The organism is Clostridia bacterium, assembly GCA_026414765.1.
In the GTDB taxonomy this organism is placed as follows: domain Bacteria; phylum Bacillota; class Clostridia; order Acetivibrionales; family DSM-27016; genus SKW86.
The window spans coordinates 1-20,189 of the sequence record JAOAIJ010000036.1; the positions used below are offsets into that span (position 1 = coordinate 1).

Annotated in this window: 16 protein-coding genes, 1 tRNA gene and 1 rRNA gene; all 18 read left to right on the top strand. The window is 38.1% G+C overall.

The window, feature by feature from the left end; all coding sequences use genetic code 11:
• Positions 1–265: 265 nt before the first annotated feature.
• Positions 266–382 (top strand): 5S ribosomal RNA (rrf, locus tag N3I35_13170).
• Between the two features lie 6 nt (positions 383–388).
• A tRNA-Met gene (locus N3I35_13175) sits at positions 389–465 on the top strand.
• Between the two features lie 283 nt (positions 466–748).
• A complete protein-coding gene (locus N3I35_13180; protein ID MCX8131035.1) occupies positions 749–1,378 on the top strand; it encodes a hypothetical protein in 630 nt (209 codons plus the stop codon).
• Between the two features lie 13 nt (positions 1,379–1,391).
• Positions 1,392–1,952 carry a hemerythrin domain-containing protein gene (locus tag N3I35_13185; protein ID MCX8131036.1) on the top strand — a complete coding sequence of 187 codons (561 nt, stop codon included), beginning with the start codon at positions 1,392–1,394 and terminating at the stop codon, positions 1,950–1,952.
• 671 nt (positions 1,953–2,623) lie between these two features.
• On the top strand, positions 2,624–4,549 hold the full coding sequence (locus N3I35_13190; protein ID MCX8131037.1) for a cyclic peptide export ABC transporter: 1,926 nt from the start codon (positions 2,624–2,626) through the stop codon (positions 4,547–4,549).
• A 36-nt stretch (positions 4,550–4,585) separates the two neighbouring features.
• Entirely contained in the window at positions 4,586–6,745 is a 2,160-nt protein-coding gene (locus tag N3I35_13195) for a hypothetical protein (protein ID MCX8131038.1), read from the top strand.
• Between the two features lie 16 nt (positions 6,746–6,761).
• Positions 6,762–8,906, top strand: a complete 2,145-nt coding sequence (locus tag N3I35_13200; protein ID MCX8131039.1) for a hypothetical protein — start codon at positions 6,762–6,764, stop codon at positions 8,904–8,906.
• A 25-nt stretch (positions 8,907–8,931) separates the two neighbouring features.
• Positions 8,932–10,074, top strand: a complete 1,143-nt coding sequence (locus N3I35_13205) for an extracellular solute-binding protein (protein MCX8131040.1) — start codon at positions 8,932–8,934, stop codon at positions 10,072–10,074.
• A 16-nt stretch (positions 10,075–10,090) separates the two neighbouring features.
• Positions 10,091–11,095: an NAD-dependent epimerase/dehydratase family protein gene (locus tag N3I35_13210; protein ID MCX8131041.1), complete on the top strand. Its 1,005-nt coding sequence runs from the start codon at positions 10,091–10,093 to the stop codon at positions 11,093–11,095.
• 19 nt (positions 11,096–11,114) lie between these two features.
• Complete coding sequence (locus N3I35_13215; GenBank protein ID MCX8131042.1) at positions 11,115–12,284, top strand: PatB family C-S lyase; 1,170 nt, start codon at positions 11,115–11,117, stop codon at positions 12,282–12,284.
• On the top strand, positions 12,262–13,314 hold the full coding sequence (locus N3I35_13220) for a radical SAM protein (protein ID MCX8131043.1): 1,053 nt from the start codon (positions 12,262–12,264) through the stop codon (positions 13,312–13,314). The genes N3I35_13215 and N3I35_13220 overlap by 23 nt, the downstream gene beginning before the upstream one ends.
• 59 nt (positions 13,315–13,373) lie before the next feature.
• A complete protein-coding gene (gene malQ, locus N3I35_13225; GenBank protein MCX8131044.1) occupies positions 13,374–14,873 on the top strand; it encodes a 4-alpha-glucanotransferase in 1,500 nt (499 codons plus the stop codon).
• A 793-nt stretch (positions 14,874–15,666) separates the two neighbouring features.
• Entirely contained in the window at positions 15,667–16,161 is a 495-nt protein-coding gene (locus N3I35_13230; protein MCX8131045.1) for a chemotaxis protein CheW, read from the top strand.
• Between the two features lie 18 nt (positions 16,162–16,179).
• Positions 16,180–17,901, top strand: a complete 1,722-nt coding sequence (locus N3I35_13235; protein ID MCX8131046.1) for a methyl-accepting chemotaxis protein — start codon at positions 16,180–16,182, stop codon at positions 17,899–17,901.
• Positions 17,902–18,092: 191 nt separating this feature from the next.
• Positions 18,093–19,013, top strand: coding sequence for a hypothetical protein (locus N3I35_13240; protein ID MCX8131047.1), 921 nt, complete (start codon positions 18,093–18,095; stop codon positions 19,011–19,013).
• Positions 19,014–19,030: 17 nt separating this feature from the next.
• Positions 19,031–19,210 (top strand): hypothetical protein, encoded by a 180-nt coding sequence (locus N3I35_13245; GenBank protein ID MCX8131048.1) that lies wholly within the window; start codon positions 19,031–19,033, stop codon positions 19,208–19,210.
• Positions 19,211–19,348: 138 nt separating this feature from the next.
• Positions 19,349–19,522, top strand: a complete 174-nt coding sequence (locus N3I35_13250) for a hypothetical protein (GenBank protein MCX8131049.1) — start codon at positions 19,349–19,351, stop codon at positions 19,520–19,522.
• A 108-nt stretch (positions 19,523–19,630) separates the two neighbouring features.
• Positions 19,631–19,945, top strand: coding sequence for a pyrimidine/purine nucleoside phosphorylase (locus tag N3I35_13255; GenBank protein ID MCX8131050.1), 315 nt, complete (start codon positions 19,631–19,633; stop codon positions 19,943–19,945).
• Positions 19,946–20,189 lie beyond the last annotated feature (244 nt).

Sequence of the window (20,189 nt, forward strand, 5' to 3'; positions counted from 1 at the left end):
GGTACTAATAGGTCGAGGGCTTGACCAAAACAGGTTTTATATTAGAGTAGGTCTTTTAAAGTCTTTATGAATCCTCTTCCATCATATTACTTACATTATCTAGTTTTGAAGGTACAAAAAAGTACCTGAAAAAGTTAATAAAATCGTCAGAAGCGAGTAATGCAAGGAAGACGACTGCCGAGGAATGGAGTTTATGAAATATAAATGAGTACCGGAGGACAGGAAGTCTGACGCAGCAGTACGAAGCTTATTACGATTTGAACTTTCTGGTGGTTATTACGAGAAGGTCACACCCGTTCCCATACCGAACACGGCAGTTAAGCTTCTCAGTGCCAATGATACTTGGGTGGAAGCGCCCCGGGAAAGTAGGTCTCTGCCAGATTTATAACGCGGGATGGAGCAGTCCGGTAGCTCGTCGGGCTCATAACCCGAAGGTCGTCAGTTCAAATCTGGCTTCCGCAACCATGAAAGCAGCTTTCAGGAATTTACCTGAAAGCTGCTTTGTTTATTAAACGAAATTAATGATAAATAATCATCTGCGAAAAAAGCAGGCTTCAAGAGTCTTAAGACTTTTGAAACCTGCTTTTTCATTTATTTTCTGTATTTTGCTACTAAGACAAGGAGTTTAAAAGTTTCTATAATTACAAAGACTAAATATATAAGTCAAACCTGGATAATGAATTGAGATATCGGTTTGAGTAGGCGGAAAAAAAGAGTAACCAGTAAAAACGATTATGGAGGTAAGTATATGAGCCTGGTTTTAGGAAAGATTCATTACTGGCTATATAATAAAATTCAGTGGTTTGAAGCCATAGAGGAGGATATTATCCTATGGGCAGGAGAAAACGGACTGCCTGTAAGAGAATGGACTGAAGAAATAAATGACAGATTTGGGCATCCGACATACGGTAAACCCCTGGAGAATGAAATAGACACTTCCAATATTCATGGATGGCTCCAGCAAAAAATTCAGAGTGCCGAGCTTAGGCAGGCTGATCTGATTACCAGAATACTGAACCATGATAAAAGTCACATGGATGAGCTTATCAAAATCTACTCCGACCAGGGGGGGAAAGCAGCCAGTGAATATGGTGTATGTGTTGATTCTGCTGAAGATATATTCCAGGCGCTAAATAATTATCTTCTGGAAGGAATGCCCTGCGACAGGGTAATGGAGGTAGTAAGCAGCAATATAAACGAAGTAGTATGGCAAAGGTCCGCATGCTTGCATAAACCATACTGGGATAGGGTGAGGGGAGATGTAAAATACTTTTATTCTCTGAGAGAAGCATGGATAAGTTCTTTTGTTGAAATGTTGAACCATGATTTCAGGTATAAGAGAAATCAGGATGGGACTTGCAGCATATTTAAGATATGAGGGAGATTGAGTGATGAATTGTATAGAACTTATGGTTGAAGAACACAAGAGCATCAAGAGGATGTTGGCAGTAATCCGCAGATATTGCTACAAAATACTAAAAAATGAGGCTGTTCAATTTGAGGATTTTTACAGGATAATTGATTTTGTCAGGAATTATGCAGATAAACATCATCATGGAAAAGAAGAAAATATGCTGTTCAACAGGATGATGCATGAACTCGGTTCCCCTGCGGAAAAGCTTGTGAGGCATGGAATGCTGGTTGAACATGATCTTGGAAGGCTATATATCCAGGAGCTTGAGCTGGCTGTAAGGAAAGTTATTGATGGTGAAGATGAATCAAGGCTTGATGTGATATCGAACGCAATGTCATATACTTATTTACTGCACAGGCATATCGACAAGGAGGATAATGTGGTTTTTAAATATGCAAGCAACAACTTGTCTTCTGCCGTAATAGAGGAACTTAACCGTGAATGTGAAAAGTTTGAACAGGACAGAACTTCGACTGAAGTATGTCAGAAATACTCTGATATGGTACGTGAGCTGGAAGCTAAAGTTCTGACTAAATGAGCCATTTAGAGTATTTTTCACACATTATATGAAATATCACTGATACTGAGTGAAAGAGCTGTCAAGTAGGATAAAGATTAACTGGCAGCTTTTTTTATTTGCAAATTTGTGAGATTTGTATACATTTATCAAAAAAAAATAGTATACGACTATCTGAAAAAACATTTTACTTACGTATAGTAATATGTGATCATAAATGAAAATTATTTGAAAATAATGAAGGAGGTGTAAATGTTGAGAAAACGAGCGGATATTAGACTTTTATACTTTTAAAAACAAGTTTATGTCTAATTATGTCAATATCAAATCTCATGACCCTGACGCTAATAGTTATACTGTACGCTGATATATATCTTGTAATATAAACAAGCTGTAAGGAAAAGTATAGTTATCACTCAAGAATTAACTTGAAGCTTAGTTGAATAATTTGAATTTCAGTTGGAGTTGTCTCCAGAACTAAATTAATAAATACGTCAAAAATTAAAATGTATTAGTGGGGATATAAATTCGACTACTAATGTAAATATAATACAAAAATTAAAGAAAATGTAAGCTTGGGTTTATATTACTTGTCGTCCAATCAGGCCATATATATGACATAGGAGAGAAATAACAGTATTTACTATAACGTTATAAGCTCAATTAAAGTCTCAATTGGAAGGGTGAGTTGTTTGCTGGATAGTTTGTCACTTACTGTTGTCTTTGCTTCAATGGTTTTTTGTTGCACAACTCTGTATTTTCTAACAAGATTAGTAGTACAGATTTATAAAAAAGAAAGAAGATTCAAAGGGGGCGGATATAAAGGTTTTATAAAATTTTTATTTTCTCTTGTAGTGATCGGGGCTTTCTATTATTGCCTTTACCACATACCCGATATTTTACTATATAAGGAGTCATGGGCTGTCATAGAAAGAACAGGATCAAAAAGTATTATTATATCAACTTTATCTATATTTACAGATGTAACTGTGTTTTTTCTATATTACATACTAAATGAATTCTTCGTGAAAAATGATGAACGTCCATATTTTTTGGTAGTTGTATTAAGTGTAATGAGCGGTCTGGGAAATTCTCTGATAATATTTTTTATAAATGAATCCCTTAATAGGGAAAAAAGTTATGAAACGGGTATATACATGTTTTATATACTGGGCGTTTTGCTTTCTTCATTTGGGGCTCTTACAGTAAGGAAAAAGCTTATTAGCTTAACTACAGGCATTGTATATTCTATGAGGATAAAGCTTATTGACAGAATACTGAAAATGTCACTTGAAAAGATTGAGAAAGTTGGCAGTGAAAAGATATACACGGTGCTAAATACAGATACGGAAGCTGTGAGTTATTTAGCCAATGTTCTCATAGGTGTAGTTACGGCCAGTATTACACTAATATGCTATTGTATTTACCTGGGTTTTTTAAACTTATACGGTCTTATTGCCTCACTTGTTGTTTTCGCTTCTGCTTCAATCGTATTTTTAGCAGTTAGTCGATCTGCAAAAAAAATGTGGGAAAAGGCAAGGGATATACAAAATACTTTTTATAGATTTATAAATGACCTTCTAAACGGATTTAAGGAACTTTATATGCACAAGAACAGGCGAGAAGAGTTTTATATGGATATGATGAAATGTTGTGACAGTTACAGGAAAAATCGTGTTGAAGGAGAGAACAGGTTTACATCAGCTTTTGTTGTGGGAGAAACTGCTTTTCAAATAGCTACCGGTGCTGCACTTTTTATTTTTCCTATGATTTTTGCTGAGTTGAAAGGAAATGTATTAAGGAATTATGTCTTTGTTTTTATTAGTATGGCAGGAGCTGTAAATACGATAGTGCATGGAATTCCAGGCATTATCAATGTGCGTATAAGCTGGAAAAGGATTACTGATATTGTTGGAAGCATTTCTATGGTTGAAGTATTACCTGATGTTAACGCTAATGAAATAGATACAGATAATCTGTTTATCAAACTGGATAATGTAAAATACAGCTATAAAAATGAAAATGGTGAAAAGTTTAGTGTAGGGCCAATAAACATGGAAATAGGCTCCAGAGAGATTGTATTTATTACAGGAGGAAACGGGAGTGGAAAATCTACACTGGCAAAGCTTATTACGGGACTGTATCGTCCAGATGAAGGCAGCATTTTTTTAAACGGGAAAAATGTAGCATCCGGAGAGCTTAGTTCGCTTTTTTCTACAGTTTTCAGCGATTATTACCTTTTTAGTAAACTTTACGGGATTAATACTGACAAGCGGCTGCGGGAAATCAGTGAATACCTTAAGACACTACGTATCGACCAGAAAGTTGATGTTAAGGATGGAGCTTTTACCACCACAGAATTGTCTACCGGACAGAAAAAAAGGCTAGCTCTTCTTGTAAGCTACCTTGAGGACAGGCCATTCTACCTGTTTGACGAGTGGGCGGCGGATCAGGATCCCGAATTCCGGAGTTTTTTCTATAATGTTTTGATGCCTCAGCTGAAAGCTAAGGGTAAATGCGTAATAGCTATAACCCATGATGACCGCTATTTTGGCCTTGCGGACAAGCTTGTAAAAATGGAGACCGGAACTATCGTGGAAAGCTTATGCAGAATTTGAAAAGATGAAAAATTAAAATTGTATTTGGAGGTAGCAATGGAGATGAAGATAAATAATCTGCTTTTGTGTGAAATGATGCCTGAATACTGGAATAAAACAGGCAAGATGCTTCATGATATGTTTATTGAAGAAAACCCGGATGGATGGAATATAGAGAAAGCTGTTGACAAAGCCAATGACATCTATAAGGAATACCGGAAGAATAATTGTATAAAATCCATGCTTTATCTTGAAGCATTGGAATTGCCCCAAATAGTGTGGTTTATATTTTATAATTTCCTTGCAAAGGATTGTGTAATAAAGGATGGTCGCCCGATAAGCCCTGTAGCTGGTGAACAGGATGATAGCTGGATGAATTACTCAAGTTATTCATATATAAATATAAGAGGAACAGGAAAAAAAGTAGAATCCCTTGGAAGCTTCATTGATGCAACCCAGATACTACCTATTCTTCGTGTAGACGCACTGCATGTGGCTCCTTTTTTTGAAAGTATAATGGGAGTAATATATGCACAAAGCTCCTTTGCTATCATAGATGACAGAGTTACACACTTAGAGCTTGAAAAAAGAGGGGTAGGCCGCTATGAACAACTAAAATACTTTATAGATTGCTGTCATCTGCTAAATAAAGCTGCCGGAGTTGACCTGGTGACGCACAGCAGTGCTTTATCAAGGGTAGCGATTTCAAACCCTGAAACTGTAAGGTGGGTAAGGTTTTCTCCTGACTGTAAATCTTTTTATAACGGAGAAACCCTTGATGAACAGTATAGTAAAGAAAAACAGAAGCAAATGGCTGCTCATGTACGTGAACTATGCTCATTTGTGCTTGAAAAGGAAACGGGTAATAGATATGCGACTCTGGAAGACCCTGAAATGGACCTGGAACTCAACAGAGTATTATATTGGAAAGTTTTGTTTGTTTTAAGGTCTAACGGGTACTCTACAATACCGCCGCATACCTGGAATGGTATTGGAGCAGTGGGAATAAAAGGGTATGAATATGAGGGTAATTATCCTATATGGGATTGCCGTGATATAAATCTTGAAGACCAGCAAGAACATATGTATGGAATTCAATCCACATTTATGTTCCATTCTGACATGAAAGCCAACAGACTGCCTTATCAGGTTACCGGAGACGAAAACGACTGGAGGCCAAAACCGAATGATTGCGCAATTGATTACCTGTCGGAGTTTTTTCCCAGAATGCATAAGAACTATGGTTTCGACTTTCTTCGGGTAGATTATGTTGACCATGTATTTGATAATACCTGGACGGAAGATGGAGGGGAAACTCCTATATGTGATGGATTAACCCCATCACAGTTGTTTGAAATTGCCCGGAAGGCCAAAGAAAGTTTTCCGGCTGCCGGAATGCTGGCAGATCACTTTGAGAACGATATTGATTCTTATAGAAAAGCCGGGTTCACCCTTACCATAGGAAGAGAAGTAAAAGAGCTTATGACACCTGAAAATGTACATAAGATGTTCAAATTCAACCGTATGCTGGAAAAACAGAATAGCTATTGGGGGGAGGGTGGTACTGTAACTTACCCGATTGATACCCACGATATTGCAAACCCATTATTTCTAGGTAAGGAGCTTTGTGACAGGGAAGGTGCAGCAGGTATGCAATTGCGTCACTTTTTTTCAAGATTTGCTTCTGTCGGAGCTGCAAACAGGCCTAAATATGAGGTTGTAGGCAATCATGATATGTCATCAGGTATTTATAGAACCGTAAATAACCCGGAGGGTATGGAATGGGGAAATCATAGAGGGGTATTTGATAGCCATCATTTTGTTGAAGATGTTTACTATTCTCTTAAGCAGAGGCTTAGGACTGCCTTGGTAAATAAATTCGGTATTTCCACGGGATTTTGCTGGTGGAGAATAGACAACTCTGCTGAAGAAACTTGTTGGATAGCTATAACATGGATTGGTAAAGAGTACCGGGAAAATATAAATGCAGGGAAAATTCATATAAATATTCCTATGCCCGAATTTTGGATAAATAGTACTAAAACTTTGCTAATATCACCTCTTATAGGAATAAAGCCTCCTTTAAAAAACTGTACAAGTCAAGAATGGAAATTATCACCCGAGAATATAGCATATGAATACAATGACAATGCTTTTAAAATAAGCTGCAGTAGTGGGACTATATGGCTAGTTGAAGTATGTTCAAAAAAAGACTGATTATAGGGGGGAAGTAATGAAATTTAAAAAACTCTTAGAAAATCGGAAGATGCCCCATTATTGGAGCAAGCTGGGATATATTTCGCTGCAAGCTTTTCTGGATTCACCGACCTGCGGCTGGACGCTGGACAAAGCTGTAAGCAAAGCTAATGAGCTGTACGCTGAGTATAAATGCAAAGGCTGTATACAGTCGTTGATATACTTGGAAGCACTCGAGCTTCCCGAAATAGTTGGAATATTATTCTTTAATCTTCTATTTCAGGACGTAAAGTTGAAAGATGGACGTCCAGAAAGCCCTGTAGCTGACGAAGTGTCTGATAATTGGATGAATCACTCGGATTACAGCTTTTTGAATATAAGAGCAACGGGAAAAGAAATAGATACAACAGGGAATTTTATAGATGTGGTGCGTATTCTTCCTCTTTTAAGAGTCAGGGCATTACATGTAGCTCCATTTTTTGAAAGTATACTTGGCATAGTATATGCACAAAACAGCTTTAGTATAGTAAGCGATGAAGTAACGCATATGGAATTTGAAAAAAGAGGAATGAGCCGATATGACCAGGTTCGCTATTTCATTGATTGCTGCCACATTCTGGGAATTTCGGCAGGCGTGGATCTGGTAACACATACATCTGCGTTTTCCAGGGTAGCTATGGACAAGCCCTATTTATTCCGTTGGATAAGGTTTTCGCCTGATAATAATACACTTTATAATAACGAGACTATAGAGCAGCAATATACTAGAGAAAAGCAGGAAGAGATGTCCCGGCATATAAGTGAGCTATGTGGGAGAATTCTTAATGAAGAAGGTCTGGATTCATTTGAAGATACTAATGTACCCATTGAATTAAACAGAAAGGCTTATTTGAATGCATTAAAGCTGCTTAGGAAAAACGGATACTTTACCATGATACCTCAAACATGGAACGGAGCTGGGGCTGCGGCTTTTAAAGGATTTTACCATGAAGGTGGGTACCCGGTTTGGAATTGTTGTGACATAAATGGAAAAGATCAGACGGAGCACTCTTATGGAGCCCATGCAGCTTTTATGTTCCATTATAATATGATGCCGAATCAACTGTCCTTTCAAATAACAGGAAAATTAGGGGATTGTAAAACTGTGCCCAACGATGAAGCAGTAAGCTTTTTATCGGAATTTTTCCCAAGAATGCATCGCACCTATGGATTTGATTTCTTAAGAATAGATTATGTGGACCATATATATAGCAATCTATGGAACGAGAACGGTGAAGAAATACCAATATGTGACAGTTTGACTCCCGCACAGATTTCTGAGATATCCCAAAAAGCAAAAGAATGTTTTCCAGCGGCTGGAGTGCTTGCTGACCATGTCGGAAATGATATTTGGAGATATAGAAAAGCAGGCTTCACAATTATTCTGGGAAGTGAGGTCGGTTTACCTATATCAGCACAGAATCTACAGTGGTCTCTCAAATTTAATCCGACAATGGAGATGCAGAACGGACCATCTGGGGAAGGTGGAACAGTGCTTTACCCGATAGATACCCATGATATGGCAAACCCGTTTTTTAAAGGCAAAGAACTTCCCGAAAGAGAAGGATCGGAGGGAATTCAGCTCCGACATTTCTTTTCAAGGTTTTGCACGGCAGGAGTGGGGAACCGTCCTAAGTATGAAGTTATAGGAAATCACGATGCTTCCTGCGGCATATACCGTGCAAATATAAAGTCGGAGAGTCTCAAATGGGGCAATCACTGGGGACTTTATAGGTCTTACCATTTCATAGAAGACGTATACGAAAGTTTGAAGGAAAGGCTGGAGAGTGCAAGAGTAGCAGTTTATGGGGTTTCAAGAGACTTTTGCTGGTGGAGGATAGACAGTACTAAGGAAAATGTCTGCTGGATAGCTGTAACGTGGATTGGGACAGAATACAAGGCTTCAGATGAGGAAGAGGAAATAACTTTAAGCATTCAGTTGCCTGAATGCTGGAAAAGTGATGCGGTCGTAATAGAACTTAATTCTGTTATGGAACTGCTACCGCCGTGGGAACAAGATAAATCCTATGGAACGGATTTCATATTAAGACACGGGAAACCTTCCTATAGTATAGTTAACAATTCTATAAATCTTGTCTGGACTAAAGGCACTATATGCTTATTGGAAGCATATAAAAAATAAAACATTTAAAAAAGGGGGAAAAAACATGTCAAACAATAGTTTGTATGTAGCAACTTTAAAAAGTACATTTGAACATCTTCCGGATTCATGGGGACTTTCCGGACTGGCGGATTTTCATTACAGTCCTACTATGAAAGATCTTTATATGGAAGATTTTCCGCAGCTGTGGGCAGATATACCTATGCGTGAAAGGTTGTGTACTATAGGGGCGAATGACTATGCAAATAAATGGAATGATGTGGAGTTTGTCAGCATAGAGGAAACAAACCTTGCGTACCTTCTTGAAAAAGTCGATCCCAAACTGGCTGCAGGTGCTGTACTTGACGGAAAAACTGTGGGTATACCCTTGGCCGGAGGAAATCACCAACTCCTTTTCTATAATAAGGACATGGTAGCCGAACAGCCGGGAAGCTTTGAAGTACTGCTTGATACAGCCAGAAAACTAAAAAAAGACTTTAATATGGAGTATCCTATTGTAATTCCTACGGCAGCCTGTTACTTTATACTTCCTATGCTGTACGGGTACGGATCTCCTTTGTGGTCGGAGAGCCTTGCTCCGGGAAGCGGGATAGAGAAGGAATCCCTATTTGAAACTCTGACACTTTTGAAGCAGCTTATATATGAAGAAAAAATCATGCCGGTGAAATGGGAGCAGGTGGAAAGCAGGCAAGCGTTTCAGGAAGGAAAGGCAGCATTCTGTATAGGCGGAGATTGGGATATATCTGAGCATCTAAGTGTGCTGGGCAATAAGCTTGGGATTTCAGAGATACCTAGGCTGAAAAGGGAGTGCCTGTCTACAGGGAACGGTAATTATCTATTTCTATCGAAGTATCTGACACCAGAGGTATATGAAAATGCCGCGAGAGCCTGTGAGATTATATTAGGAAATGAAGTACAGCAGGAGATTGTTACTAAACTCCACCGTTTCCCTGCTATTATTGATACTGAAATGAATAAATCGGACATGGGTGAGATAGACAGAATAAATGCTGCAGTTTTTTCTAAAGCAATAATATTGCCGCCTTTAAAGGAAGTATCACACATGTACCATGTCCTGGCCGATCTTCTTGAGCCTGAAGTACTTATTAAATCCTCTATCCAAGAGCTTACTGAGGATGCTATGAAAAAAATGAAGGATATTGACACTTTCATAGAAATAAAAAAATAAAGGGAGATGTAGAGGCATGACAACATTGAACATTATGGTGTTGGGCGGAACAGGACTGATTTCTACGGGAATTACAAAAGCCTGCATGGAGTTAGGGCATAATGTAATACACTTCAACCGTGGAAATAATGCCAACATATTTGAAGTTGAAACTATAAGAGGAGATAGGAATGACTGCGAAAGCCTGAAAAAAGCTGCTGAAAAAAAGCCGGATGTTGTTATAGATATGCTTTGTTTCAACGCAGCTCAGGCACAGACAGCAATAGACGCATTTGCTGCAAAGACCGGACAGTATATCTACTGTTCTACCTTCTGTGTATATAATCTTATAGAAGCATTAGAACCGATAAAAGAAACTTCGCCTGCCAGTTCACACACCGAATACGGTGCAAATAAATTTGCGGCTGAGATGGAATTTCTGAAGGCTGCACAAAAGGGGTTTTTTGAAACTACTATCTTTCGGCCTTCGCATATTTATGGGGAGGATTTCTTTGTAAACCAGCTTGATTTTGAAGGGGCACGTTTTCTGAAATGTTTGTATAATGGCGCGCCTGTACTGCTTGGTGACAGCGGAATTTCGACATGGCAGGCATGTCACAGGGATGATGCGGGGATAGCCTTTGCTAATGCTGCAGGAAGGGAAAAATGCTTTGGTAAGACATACAACCTCTCATATAGAGAGATAATGTCATGGAGAACTTTCTATGAGAGAGCCGCGAAGGTTCTTGGAAGGGAAGCGGTAATGGTTACACTGCCTGCAGCGGATTTGCTGGAGGATGACAATGGGAGATTTGAATTCTATAGGGATATTACGAGATTCCACTGCGCGCTGGATACAGAGAAGGTATACAATGATATACCTGAATTTCATCAGAGGATACAATTTGAGGATGGGGTAAAAATGGCATGGGAGAGGGTGGAGAAGAAATGTGGAACTGATTTATGCAGATACAATTCGATGAACAGCCTTATCAATAAAGCAACACCTTTGATTCCCAAGCCAAAACCTTACAATGTTTAAATGAAAGCAGGTAGAAATAATGAAAGAAGATTTTAATGAGGTAATAGATAGACTAAACACGAACAGTGTAAAATGGGATCTTGCAGAAAAGATATTTGGTTGTGCAGGAGTCCTTCCCATGTGGGTTGCGGACATGGATTTTTTATCTCCAAGGGAAGTAATAGACGCAATCACACAAAGAGCCAGGCATGGAATATACGGCTATACCGAAAGGCCGGATTCATATTACATGTCTGTGATTAACTGGATGCAGCGGCGGCATGGCTGTAGGCTCGAAAGGGAATGGCTGATTAACTGTCCGGGTGTGGTACCATCTTTGAACTCAGCAGTGAAGGCTTTTACAAAACCTGGTGATAAGGTGATAGTTCAGCCCCCTGTATATTATCCTTTTTTCTCTGCAGTGACTAATCAGGGGTGTGAGATTGTTTACAATAATCTTATTCTGGATAACGGAAGATACATGATGGACTTTGAAGACCTTGAAGAGAAGATGGATAAGAGTGTAAAAGCTTTAATCCTGTGCAGTCCCCACAATCCTGTAGGGCGGGTATGGACGAGGCAAGAGCTTGCCAGACTTGGTGAGATTTGTCTGAGGAACAATGTAGTGATTATATCAGACGAAATTCACTGTGATATATTACTGGACTCTTATAGGCACACGCACATATTTACCTTATCTCAAGAGCTGCAAGCAAATACTGTTACCTGTATCTCCCCAAGCAAGACTTTCAACCTGGCCGGACTATCTACATCTATGGCTATAATTCCTGATAAAAGACTGCGTGAAAAATACAGTGCAGCAATCGCTTCTACAGGCTTTTACCACAACAATATATTTGGGATAACAGCTCTGGAAACAGCTTATAATTACGGTGAAGAATGGCTGGACAAGCTTTTGACATATCTGGGGAAAAATCTAAACACTCTCGAAAAATTCTTTCAGAAAAGGATACCAGGCATAAAAGTAATAAGACCTGAGGGCACTTATCTTGTGTGGCTTGACTGCCGCAGTCTGGATATGGAACAGAAGGCTTTGGTGGACTTAATGGCAAAAAAGGCCGGTGTTGGACTTGAAGACGGCCAGGTATTCGGTCCGGGAGGTGAAGGATTTCTGAGAATAAATATCGCCTGCCCGCACTCCTTGCTTGAAGAAGGATTAACAAGAATTGAAAAAATATTTTATGAATAGAAAGGAAGATGTAAAAATGGTAAATGATAATTTTTTATTCCCTTCAACAGTACTTGTGGAGCCTACCAATATATGCAACATAAACTGTAAGATGTGTGAAGCGCGATGCTCAGTTACAAAAAATATCGAAAAGAAGTTTCTTACACCGGAGCAATTGAATACTATACTGCGTAAACTTGATAAGTACATAATAAATGTTGTGTTCCAAGGTGATTGTGAACCTACTATGAATCCGTATTTGCCTGATTTATGTGCAGTAGCATCAAAGTATACAAAACAGGTAGGTCTGGTTTCAAATGGGACTATGCTAAAAGACAGGTATATCAAAAATTTGGTTGACAGTGGACTTACATGGTTTGCACTATCCATAGACGACCACAGGCCGGAAAAGTATGAGGCTATACGCGTAGGTGCAAGCTTCAAAAGAGTGGTGGAAAACTTGCAAACACTTGTTAAAGTAAGAGAAAACGGAAATGGGAAGTTAAACATAGTAACCCATAAAATAGTATTCCCTGAAGATACCATAGAGGATCTGGAAGAATATATACATACTTTTTATGTTGAAAACAGGGTCAATAAGATCACATTTGCGCCATTAGTTGAAGAGGGCAGTACAATGGTGAAAAACTGGATTGAAATGAGAAACGAACTGGAAAACCGGCTTATAAGGCAAAATATAAATATCAATTTGCGGGACTTTGCAAATTATCCTTACAGAACAATGCATAAATATTGCGGAACAAATCTGTTTTTCATAAACCATGAAGGTAATTTCAACTGTTGTGGGCTTCATACCCGCCTAAATAGAAAATTCGGGAATCTAATAACAGAAGAACTTGAGGACATAGTACAAAGGGAAAATTTTCTGGAATATCATAAGTTCTGGCTGGAAAGGGATTATAATAACAAAATCCCCACAGTATGCAGAAACTGCTATCTTCTTAAAAGCTCATATTTTACATATTGTCTTGACGAAGGCTTGGATGCGGCAGACAGCTTTGAATCAAAGACGTCTGATGTTGCCAGTTGAATAGCTCTGAATCAGGAAGTATTCAGTTAATATTACGTTAGAAAAAGGAGATGATTCAGATGGGATTTCAAAGGTCAAGCGGTATTTTACTTCATCCTACTTCACTTCCAGGTAAATATGGTATAGGGGATTTGGGTAGGGAGGCGTATGAATTTATTGATTTCCTCACTCTCTCAGGGCAAAAACTGTGGCAGGTCCTTCCATTAGTCTCTCCGATCATTGAAGGCAGCCCATATCTTTCCATTTCTGCTTTTGCCATGAACCCGCTTTTGATAAACCCTGATAAACTTATTGAAATTGGATTGCTTTTACCTTCAGACATTAGCAGTATACCTGACTTTGATGAATGCAGGGTTGAGCATAATAAAGTTAGGGAGTATAAAGCACCACTTATATTCAAAGCAATTCAAAACTTAAGGAAAAGCTCTGATAAGTTGCTGGAAAAAAAGTTTGAATGTTTTTGTGAAAGACATGCTGCATGGCTTGATAATTATGCACTGTTTCTGGCGTTAAAGGAACATAATAATTACAAGGAATGGAATGAGTGGAAAGTGCCTGTCGATCCAAAGAATCCGTCTAGTATAGCAGAGTGGAATGAAAAGCTTAAAGAATCAGTATTTTGCCATAAGGCTGCTCAGTTTTTAGTTTATTCCCAGTGGCTTGAGCTCAAGTTTTATGCAAATTTGAATGGAATTAAAATAATTGGGGATTTGCCTATATTTATAGCTTACGGCAGTTCTGACGTATGGGCAAACCCGGAATATTTCAAACTTGACGAAAAGGGCTATCCGCTTGTTGTATCGGGAGCCCCCCCGGATATTTTCTGCTCCGACGGGCAGAAATGGGGAAGTCCGATATACAATTGGGAAGCAATAAAAGAGGACGGCTATAAGTGGTGGGTTGAGAGATCTAGAAACATTCTTGAAGTATCGGATATTTTCAGAATTGATCATTTCAGAGGTTTTGCCCAATACTGGGAAATCCCTGCGAGTGATTCAACTGCCAAAAACGGAAAGTGGGTGCCGGGACCTGGTGAAGAATTGTTTCATGCCATAGAAAAGGAACTTGGCAAACTTCCGATTATTGCAGAAGATCTCGGATACATTACCCGCGATGTCATGGAATTAAGGGAGAAACTTGGCTTTCCTGGCATGAATGTACTCCAGTTTGGTTTTAGTGAGATTACGGAAGATACGAAGCGATTCCTTCCGCATAACCATGAAAGGAATTCTGTGGTATATACAGGAACCCACGACAATGATACAACATGGGGGGCTTACTCCTCATTTCCTGAGAATATTAAAATCAAAGTCAGAAAATATCTTAATACATCAAACGATACCGCCGAGATATGCTGGGACTTCATACGTTCGGCTTTTTCATCAGTAGCGGATATGGCCATAATTCCAATGCAGGATATCTTATGCTTGGGCAATGAAGCAAAAATGAATTATCCGTGGAAAGCTGAGGGGAACTGGGCATGGAGATATAAAAAAGCAATGCTCAATGAGGAAATTGCAAAAAGATTATACGGATTAACCAGGGTATATCATAGATAAATATAAAATTAGATTGAGTTTCATTCAGTATAACGAGTAGAAAAGCTGTTATGTAAAAAACTTACTGACAGCTTTTGTTTTTTCTTCTTAAATAAGAAAAAACGACAAAAAAAACAGTAATTGACATAAAATTATTTTCTGCTTATAATATTTATAAGTAAACATTTATTCCACGTAGCAAAACGATACTATACTTTCCATTATGGGTTATTTTATCGAGGTTTGGTGATATATTCCATTCTATTCTAATCAATTGAAGGACCGGAATCCAAAGAAACCGGTAATCTAATTTACAAAAACTTATAATAATATTAAAACTATCAGGCTATTAAAGCCATATTCCGAGCATATGATTTACTATCGGGAGAACCAGCCATCTCAAGTAAAGATTTCGGATTTTCATCAGAGAAAAAGGCTTTAATAAATGTGAAGATCAATATAAAATTTATGTAAACATATTAAGTTGATGGTTTTCTTTTATGTACATAGATATTTTTGCCTTATCCAAAGTTCCGTTGATATGCTCCAAATCGTTACACAAGCAATTTCAACCAACCAGCATAATGAGTTGCTTTATTATTTTCCGAGTACAAAACATGAAAGGTATGTTCTGAATTATTAATTCTATGAGCTTTAAATACTGTCTCATAAGCTTCTTGACGGGAAGTCTGTCTTTTCTGCCGGAATAACAGTAACTATATAGTCTTTGCATTTTTATGAATTCAACTAAAAGTAGGTCATAAGGGCTCAATAACCCTGAGATAGATGAAAATACAGAAAGGAGAATGAAAAAATGACTGACGAAGTAACACAGGAGATTTTTGAACCGGAAGAGGACACGCAGAAGGGTAAATTTCTGACCTTCTCCCTCGGTAAAGAGTCCTATGGAATTGAAATAAAGTTTGTTACCGAAATTATCGGGATTCAGCCAATCACGGAGGTTCCTGAGCTCCCTGAATACATAAGGGGGATTATTAATCTCAGAGGAAAGATAATTCCTTTAATGGATATCAGACTCAGGTTTAAAAAACCTTTAAGGGAATATGACGATAGAACGTGTATCGTTGTAGTTGATATTAAGGGTGTCTATATAGGCCTGATAGTTGATACTGTGTCTGAAGTACTCTCTATTGCTGATGAAGAAATTGTTCCACCGCCGGACATCAACAAGGTAGTAAATAAATATATTAAGGGAATCGGCAAAGTGGGAAATGAAGTCAAACTTGTTTTGGATTGTGTAAGGCTTCTAAATGAAAACGAAATAGAAGGTCTGGAAAATATAGCATAATACGGGGGAGAGATGAATATGAAATGGTTCTATGATTTAAAAATAGCTGCAAAACTGGTAGCCGGTTTTGTTTTAGTAGCGTTGATAGCAGGCCTGGTAGGGGTAATAGGTGTACTAAATATTAATAAGACCGACAGCAATTATTCTGATTTATATACTAACTTCGGAATAGCCATCGGAGATATCGGAGAGGTGTCAACCTTATATCAGCGTACCCGGGTAAATCTTAGGGATATACTTCTGGAAAATGGCAGCAGTGACAGAAAGCAGTATGTCGACAAAATTAATGAATTTAGTAAAAGCATTGATGAAAGTTTGGCTAAATTTGAAAAAAGCTTGCAGACAGATGAGGCGAAAGAAGAGTTTGCAAGATTAAGAGCATCTTTTGAAAAGTTTAGACCGATTCAAGAGAGGATAATGGAGCATGCGCTTTCAAACCGTGAAGAGCAGGGCCTTGCATTAATGAGGGGAGAAGGTTATGAGATTGCAAATGCTATTAATGATTCTATTCAGAAGCTTTTCGATCTTAAGGTTAAAGGAGGTATTGAAAGATCAGATGAGTATAGTTCACAGACAAATACAACTGTATTTACAATGATTATAGTAATATTTGCAGCTATGATTGTTGCAATAATCCTTGGAATATTTATTTCCAGAATTATAAGCAATCCGGTGAAAAAGCTTGTAGGAGCTGCTGAGAATATCGCTGAGGGTAACTTGGACATAACTGTTAATATAGACTCGAAGGATGAAATAGGAGTATTAGGTGTGGCTTTCAGGAAAATGTCAGTCAATCTGAATGAAGTAATGACTAATATAAATTCTGCTTCAGAACAGGTAGCTTCCGGTTCAAGGCAGGTTTCGGAATCAAGCATAGCACTTTCGCAAGGTGCAACCGAGCAGGCCAGTTCGATAGAGGAACTTACTGCTTCCCTTGAAGAAATATCTTCACAGACCAGGCAGAATGCAGAAAATGCTAATCAAGCAAATTTTCTGGCAGAAAGTGCAAGAACAAATGCCATGCAGGGAAATGGACAGATGAAGGAAATGCTTAAAGCTATGGATGAGATTAATGATGCTTCGGGAAACATCTCCAAGATAATCAAGGTAATAGACGAAATTGCATTCCAAACCAACATTTTAGCCTTAAATGCTGCAGTAGAAGCTGCCAGGGCAGGCCAGCACGGTAAAGGTTTTGCTGTAGTTGCTGAAGAGGTAAGGAATCTTGCTGCCAGAAGCGCAAATGCTGCAAGGGAGACAACTGATATGATAGAGGGGTCTATTAAGAAGGTTGAGGGAGGAACGAAGATAGCCAACGAAACTGCAGCAGCATTAAACAGTATTGTCGAAGGCGTTACAAAGGTAGCAAACCTGGTGAGTGAAATTGCTCTTGCGTCAAATGAACAAGCAACCGGAATAGCCCAGATAAACCAAGGAATAATGCAGGTATCCCAAGTGGTACAGACCAATTCTGCAACCTCTGAAGAAAGCGCAGCAGCCAGTGAAGAGCTTTCAAGCCAGGCGGAGCTTTTGAGAGAACAGGTAAGCAGATTCAAGCTAAGGAAAAACTATTCAACCGCGTTTAAAAGTTTTGGGGATATAAACCCTGAAGTAATAAGGATGCTGGAGAAAATTAAGGATAAGAGCAGAGGCGGCTACAGCCTAAACGGTACGCAATCTGAAGCTGCATCTGCAAAAGCCGCAATAAAAATTGCAGATGATGAATTTGGGAAATACTAAAAAAGGAATATGTATTATCAAAAAGAGAACAGTATGTTCTCTTTTTTGTATCTTAAAATAATTTCTGACCACATATTTGTAATATTTTTATGATACCGTTAATATACATATTTATAGTAAATTATTCAAAAGAATAATTTGACAATATGTCCGAAAGATATTCTGCAAAATACCTTTTGAGGGGAATTATTATGCAGCATGATTTTGGTGGTGTATCCGGATATTACTGGCTCCTTTATGCACTAAGCGGATTGTTGCTGATATACTCGCTGACAATGTGCATCATAAAAAAGCCTGTTTCCCGAAAGCTTACTGTCGGCGTCAGGCGAATATACTATTCTGTATATTTTTTTGGTGTTGTAATCATGTTTGACTATTTAGGAGACGACAGCGTAAAGCTAATAGGGAAAAACAAGCTGGGAATATCTGAGGAACTTTGTTTTTTTCTTATTGCTTTATTTATAGGCTTTATCCTTGATATACTGGTTATTTCTGCAATGTCATTCAAGGAGATTGCGTTTGGGAGTACCAAAATCCAGATTGCGGAAGATGATCTGGTACAGCATGTAAAAAGTCAGGTTGATTTGACAAACGATCTTACTAAAAAGATTATTTCACATTATAATATGATTCAAAATCTGGGTAAATATGTAGATCCTTTGGTTAGCAGGATCAAAGAGGGTACAGTTGATATACTTAAGGAATACCAGGAGTTTTTGGGTGCTTATTTTTCATATCAGAAGGAACATGAGTCGGAATTGGAAGAAAGGCTATATATCGACATTATTGAACTAAATGAAACAGTAATGAAAAACGAGTATAAAACATCCAGTAAGGAGTACAAAAGGCTCAAAGAACAAATAGAGGCCAATCAAACCTACTTTTTACAGAAAGGTAAAACCCAGTATATGTTTATTCCTTACAGAAGCGTTTTACTTGAATATAATACAATTCTAATAGTAATGCATTCAAAAAAATCCATGGTTAAGGTGGAACAGTATATAATAATCAGTTTGCTTCAGCAGCTTGAGGAAAGATTGATTTATCAATTCCAGCAGCAAAACAGGCTGGTAAGGAAGAACAGCAGATACTATTATAAAAAAAAGAAGTAAAATAAGTAGGTGATTTAATGAAAATTATTACTGAAGAACAGATAAGAAGAGTAAAAACAAGATTTTTTAAAGAGGGCGGGATTCAGCCACAGTTTGTGAGTCTCCCTGAAGATTATGAGGATCGGGTTGAAACAACAAATGGTCAAAGTAAAAAAATTCTTGAAAAGATATCTGATGCCATCACCTTAAGGGTGTAAGGCCGGGAAGTATCAGTGCACTGTTATGAGCAGTCACTATGGAGATGATCTATACATAATAAAGATTTAGCGGCAAAAAGTTTTGTATCACCACTGTATAATTCGATACATATTTTATAGTAAGAGAAAAGCTATAGGGTGATTGATATCGGTGTTTGTATAACAAGAAAAGATATTGTCAAAGCAGGTAGGAGACTGGTGGAAGAGGGCGGGCTCAGACCTCAGTGGGTCAAACTTCCGGAAAATGCAGATTTGATAGATGAGACAAATAAAAAAAGCAGCGAAGTAATAAGAGTGCTAAAAGCCATTTAAATATAGCATCATTTTCTCAGGGCTATCAAAATATATATTGAAAATGCTTCCATAGATTTGTATAATGATAAAATATGTATTGGGATAATTACTTTTAGGAGGAAAGCTATGGAGCGTTTTGATAATGTAAGTGTTGTTAAAAAGGCAAATGTCTATTTTGGAGGCAAGGTTACAAGCCGTACCGTAATATTTGCCGATGGGGAAAAAAAGACTTTAGGTATAATGATGCCTGGAGAGTATGAATTTGGAACGGCAGAAAAAGAAATAATGGAAATACTGGCAGGAAAGCTTGAGGTTTTGCTTCCAGGAAGTGAAGCATGGGTTGCGATTGAAGGAGGACAAAGCTTTGAAGTTCCTGCAAACTCAAAATTCAAATTGGTTGTAAATGAACTCACAGATTACTGTTGTTCGTATCTTAAATAAACTTGTCCGGATAAGTGAGAGTTGGCTGAAAAGCCAGCTTTTTTTTGTTTGGGAAAGGTTATTTCTCCGGGGTATTTGTAGTTTATGAAGTGCTTGCTGAAACTTTAGTACGGTAATGCTATGCGTTCTGGTTCAAAATACCGGATTTGTGCTTTTTCAAGCTTTCCCGAAAAAAAAACACCTAAGACCCGAAGAATTTCTACTTACTAATTAATGATATAGGTGCTAAAATTTTAGCATAGAG

Bases quoted from the DNA above. Each gene is read 5' to 3' on its own strand.
- N3I35_13180 (MCX8131035.1), top strand. From the start codon at position 749: ATGAGCCTGGTTTTAGGAAAGATTCATTACTGGCTATATAATAAAATT.
- N3I35_13185 (MCX8131036.1), top strand. From the start codon at position 1,392: ATGAATTGTATAGAACTTATGGTTGAAGAACACAAGAGCATCAAGAGG.
- N3I35_13195 (MCX8131038.1), top strand. From the start codon at position 4,586: ATGGAGATGAAGATAAATAATCTGCTTTTGTGTGAAATGATGCCTGAA.
- N3I35_13200 (MCX8131039.1), top strand. From the start codon at position 6,762: ATGAAATTTAAAAAACTCTTAGAAAATCGGAAGATGCCCCATTATTGG.
- N3I35_13205 (MCX8131040.1), top strand. From the start codon at position 8,932: ATGTCAAACAATAGTTTGTATGTAGCAACTTTAAAAAGTACATTTGAA.
- N3I35_13210 (MCX8131041.1), top strand. From the start codon at position 10,091: ATGACAACATTGAACATTATGGTGTTGGGCGGAACAGGACTGATTTCT.
- N3I35_13215 (MCX8131042.1), top strand. From the start codon at position 11,115: ATGAAAGAAGATTTTAATGAGGTAATAGATAGACTAAACACGAACAGT.
- malQ (MCX8131044.1), top strand. From the start codon at position 13,374: ATGGGATTTCAAAGGTCAAGCGGTATTTTACTTCATCCTACTTCACTT.
- N3I35_13230 (MCX8131045.1), top strand. From the start codon at position 15,667: ATGACTGACGAAGTAACACAGGAGATTTTTGAACCGGAAGAGGACACG.
- N3I35_13235 (MCX8131046.1), top strand. From the start codon at position 16,180: ATGAAATGGTTCTATGATTTAAAAATAGCTGCAAAACTGGTAGCCGGT.
- N3I35_13240 (MCX8131047.1), top strand. From the start codon at position 18,093: ATGCAGCATGATTTTGGTGGTGTATCCGGATATTACTGGCTCCTTTAT.
- N3I35_13245 (MCX8131048.1), top strand. From the start codon at position 19,031: ATGAAAATTATTACTGAAGAACAGATAAGAAGAGTAAAAACAAGATTT.
- N3I35_13255 (MCX8131050.1), top strand. From the start codon at position 19,631: ATGGAGCGTTTTGATAATGTAAGTGTTGTTAAAAAGGCAAATGTCTAT.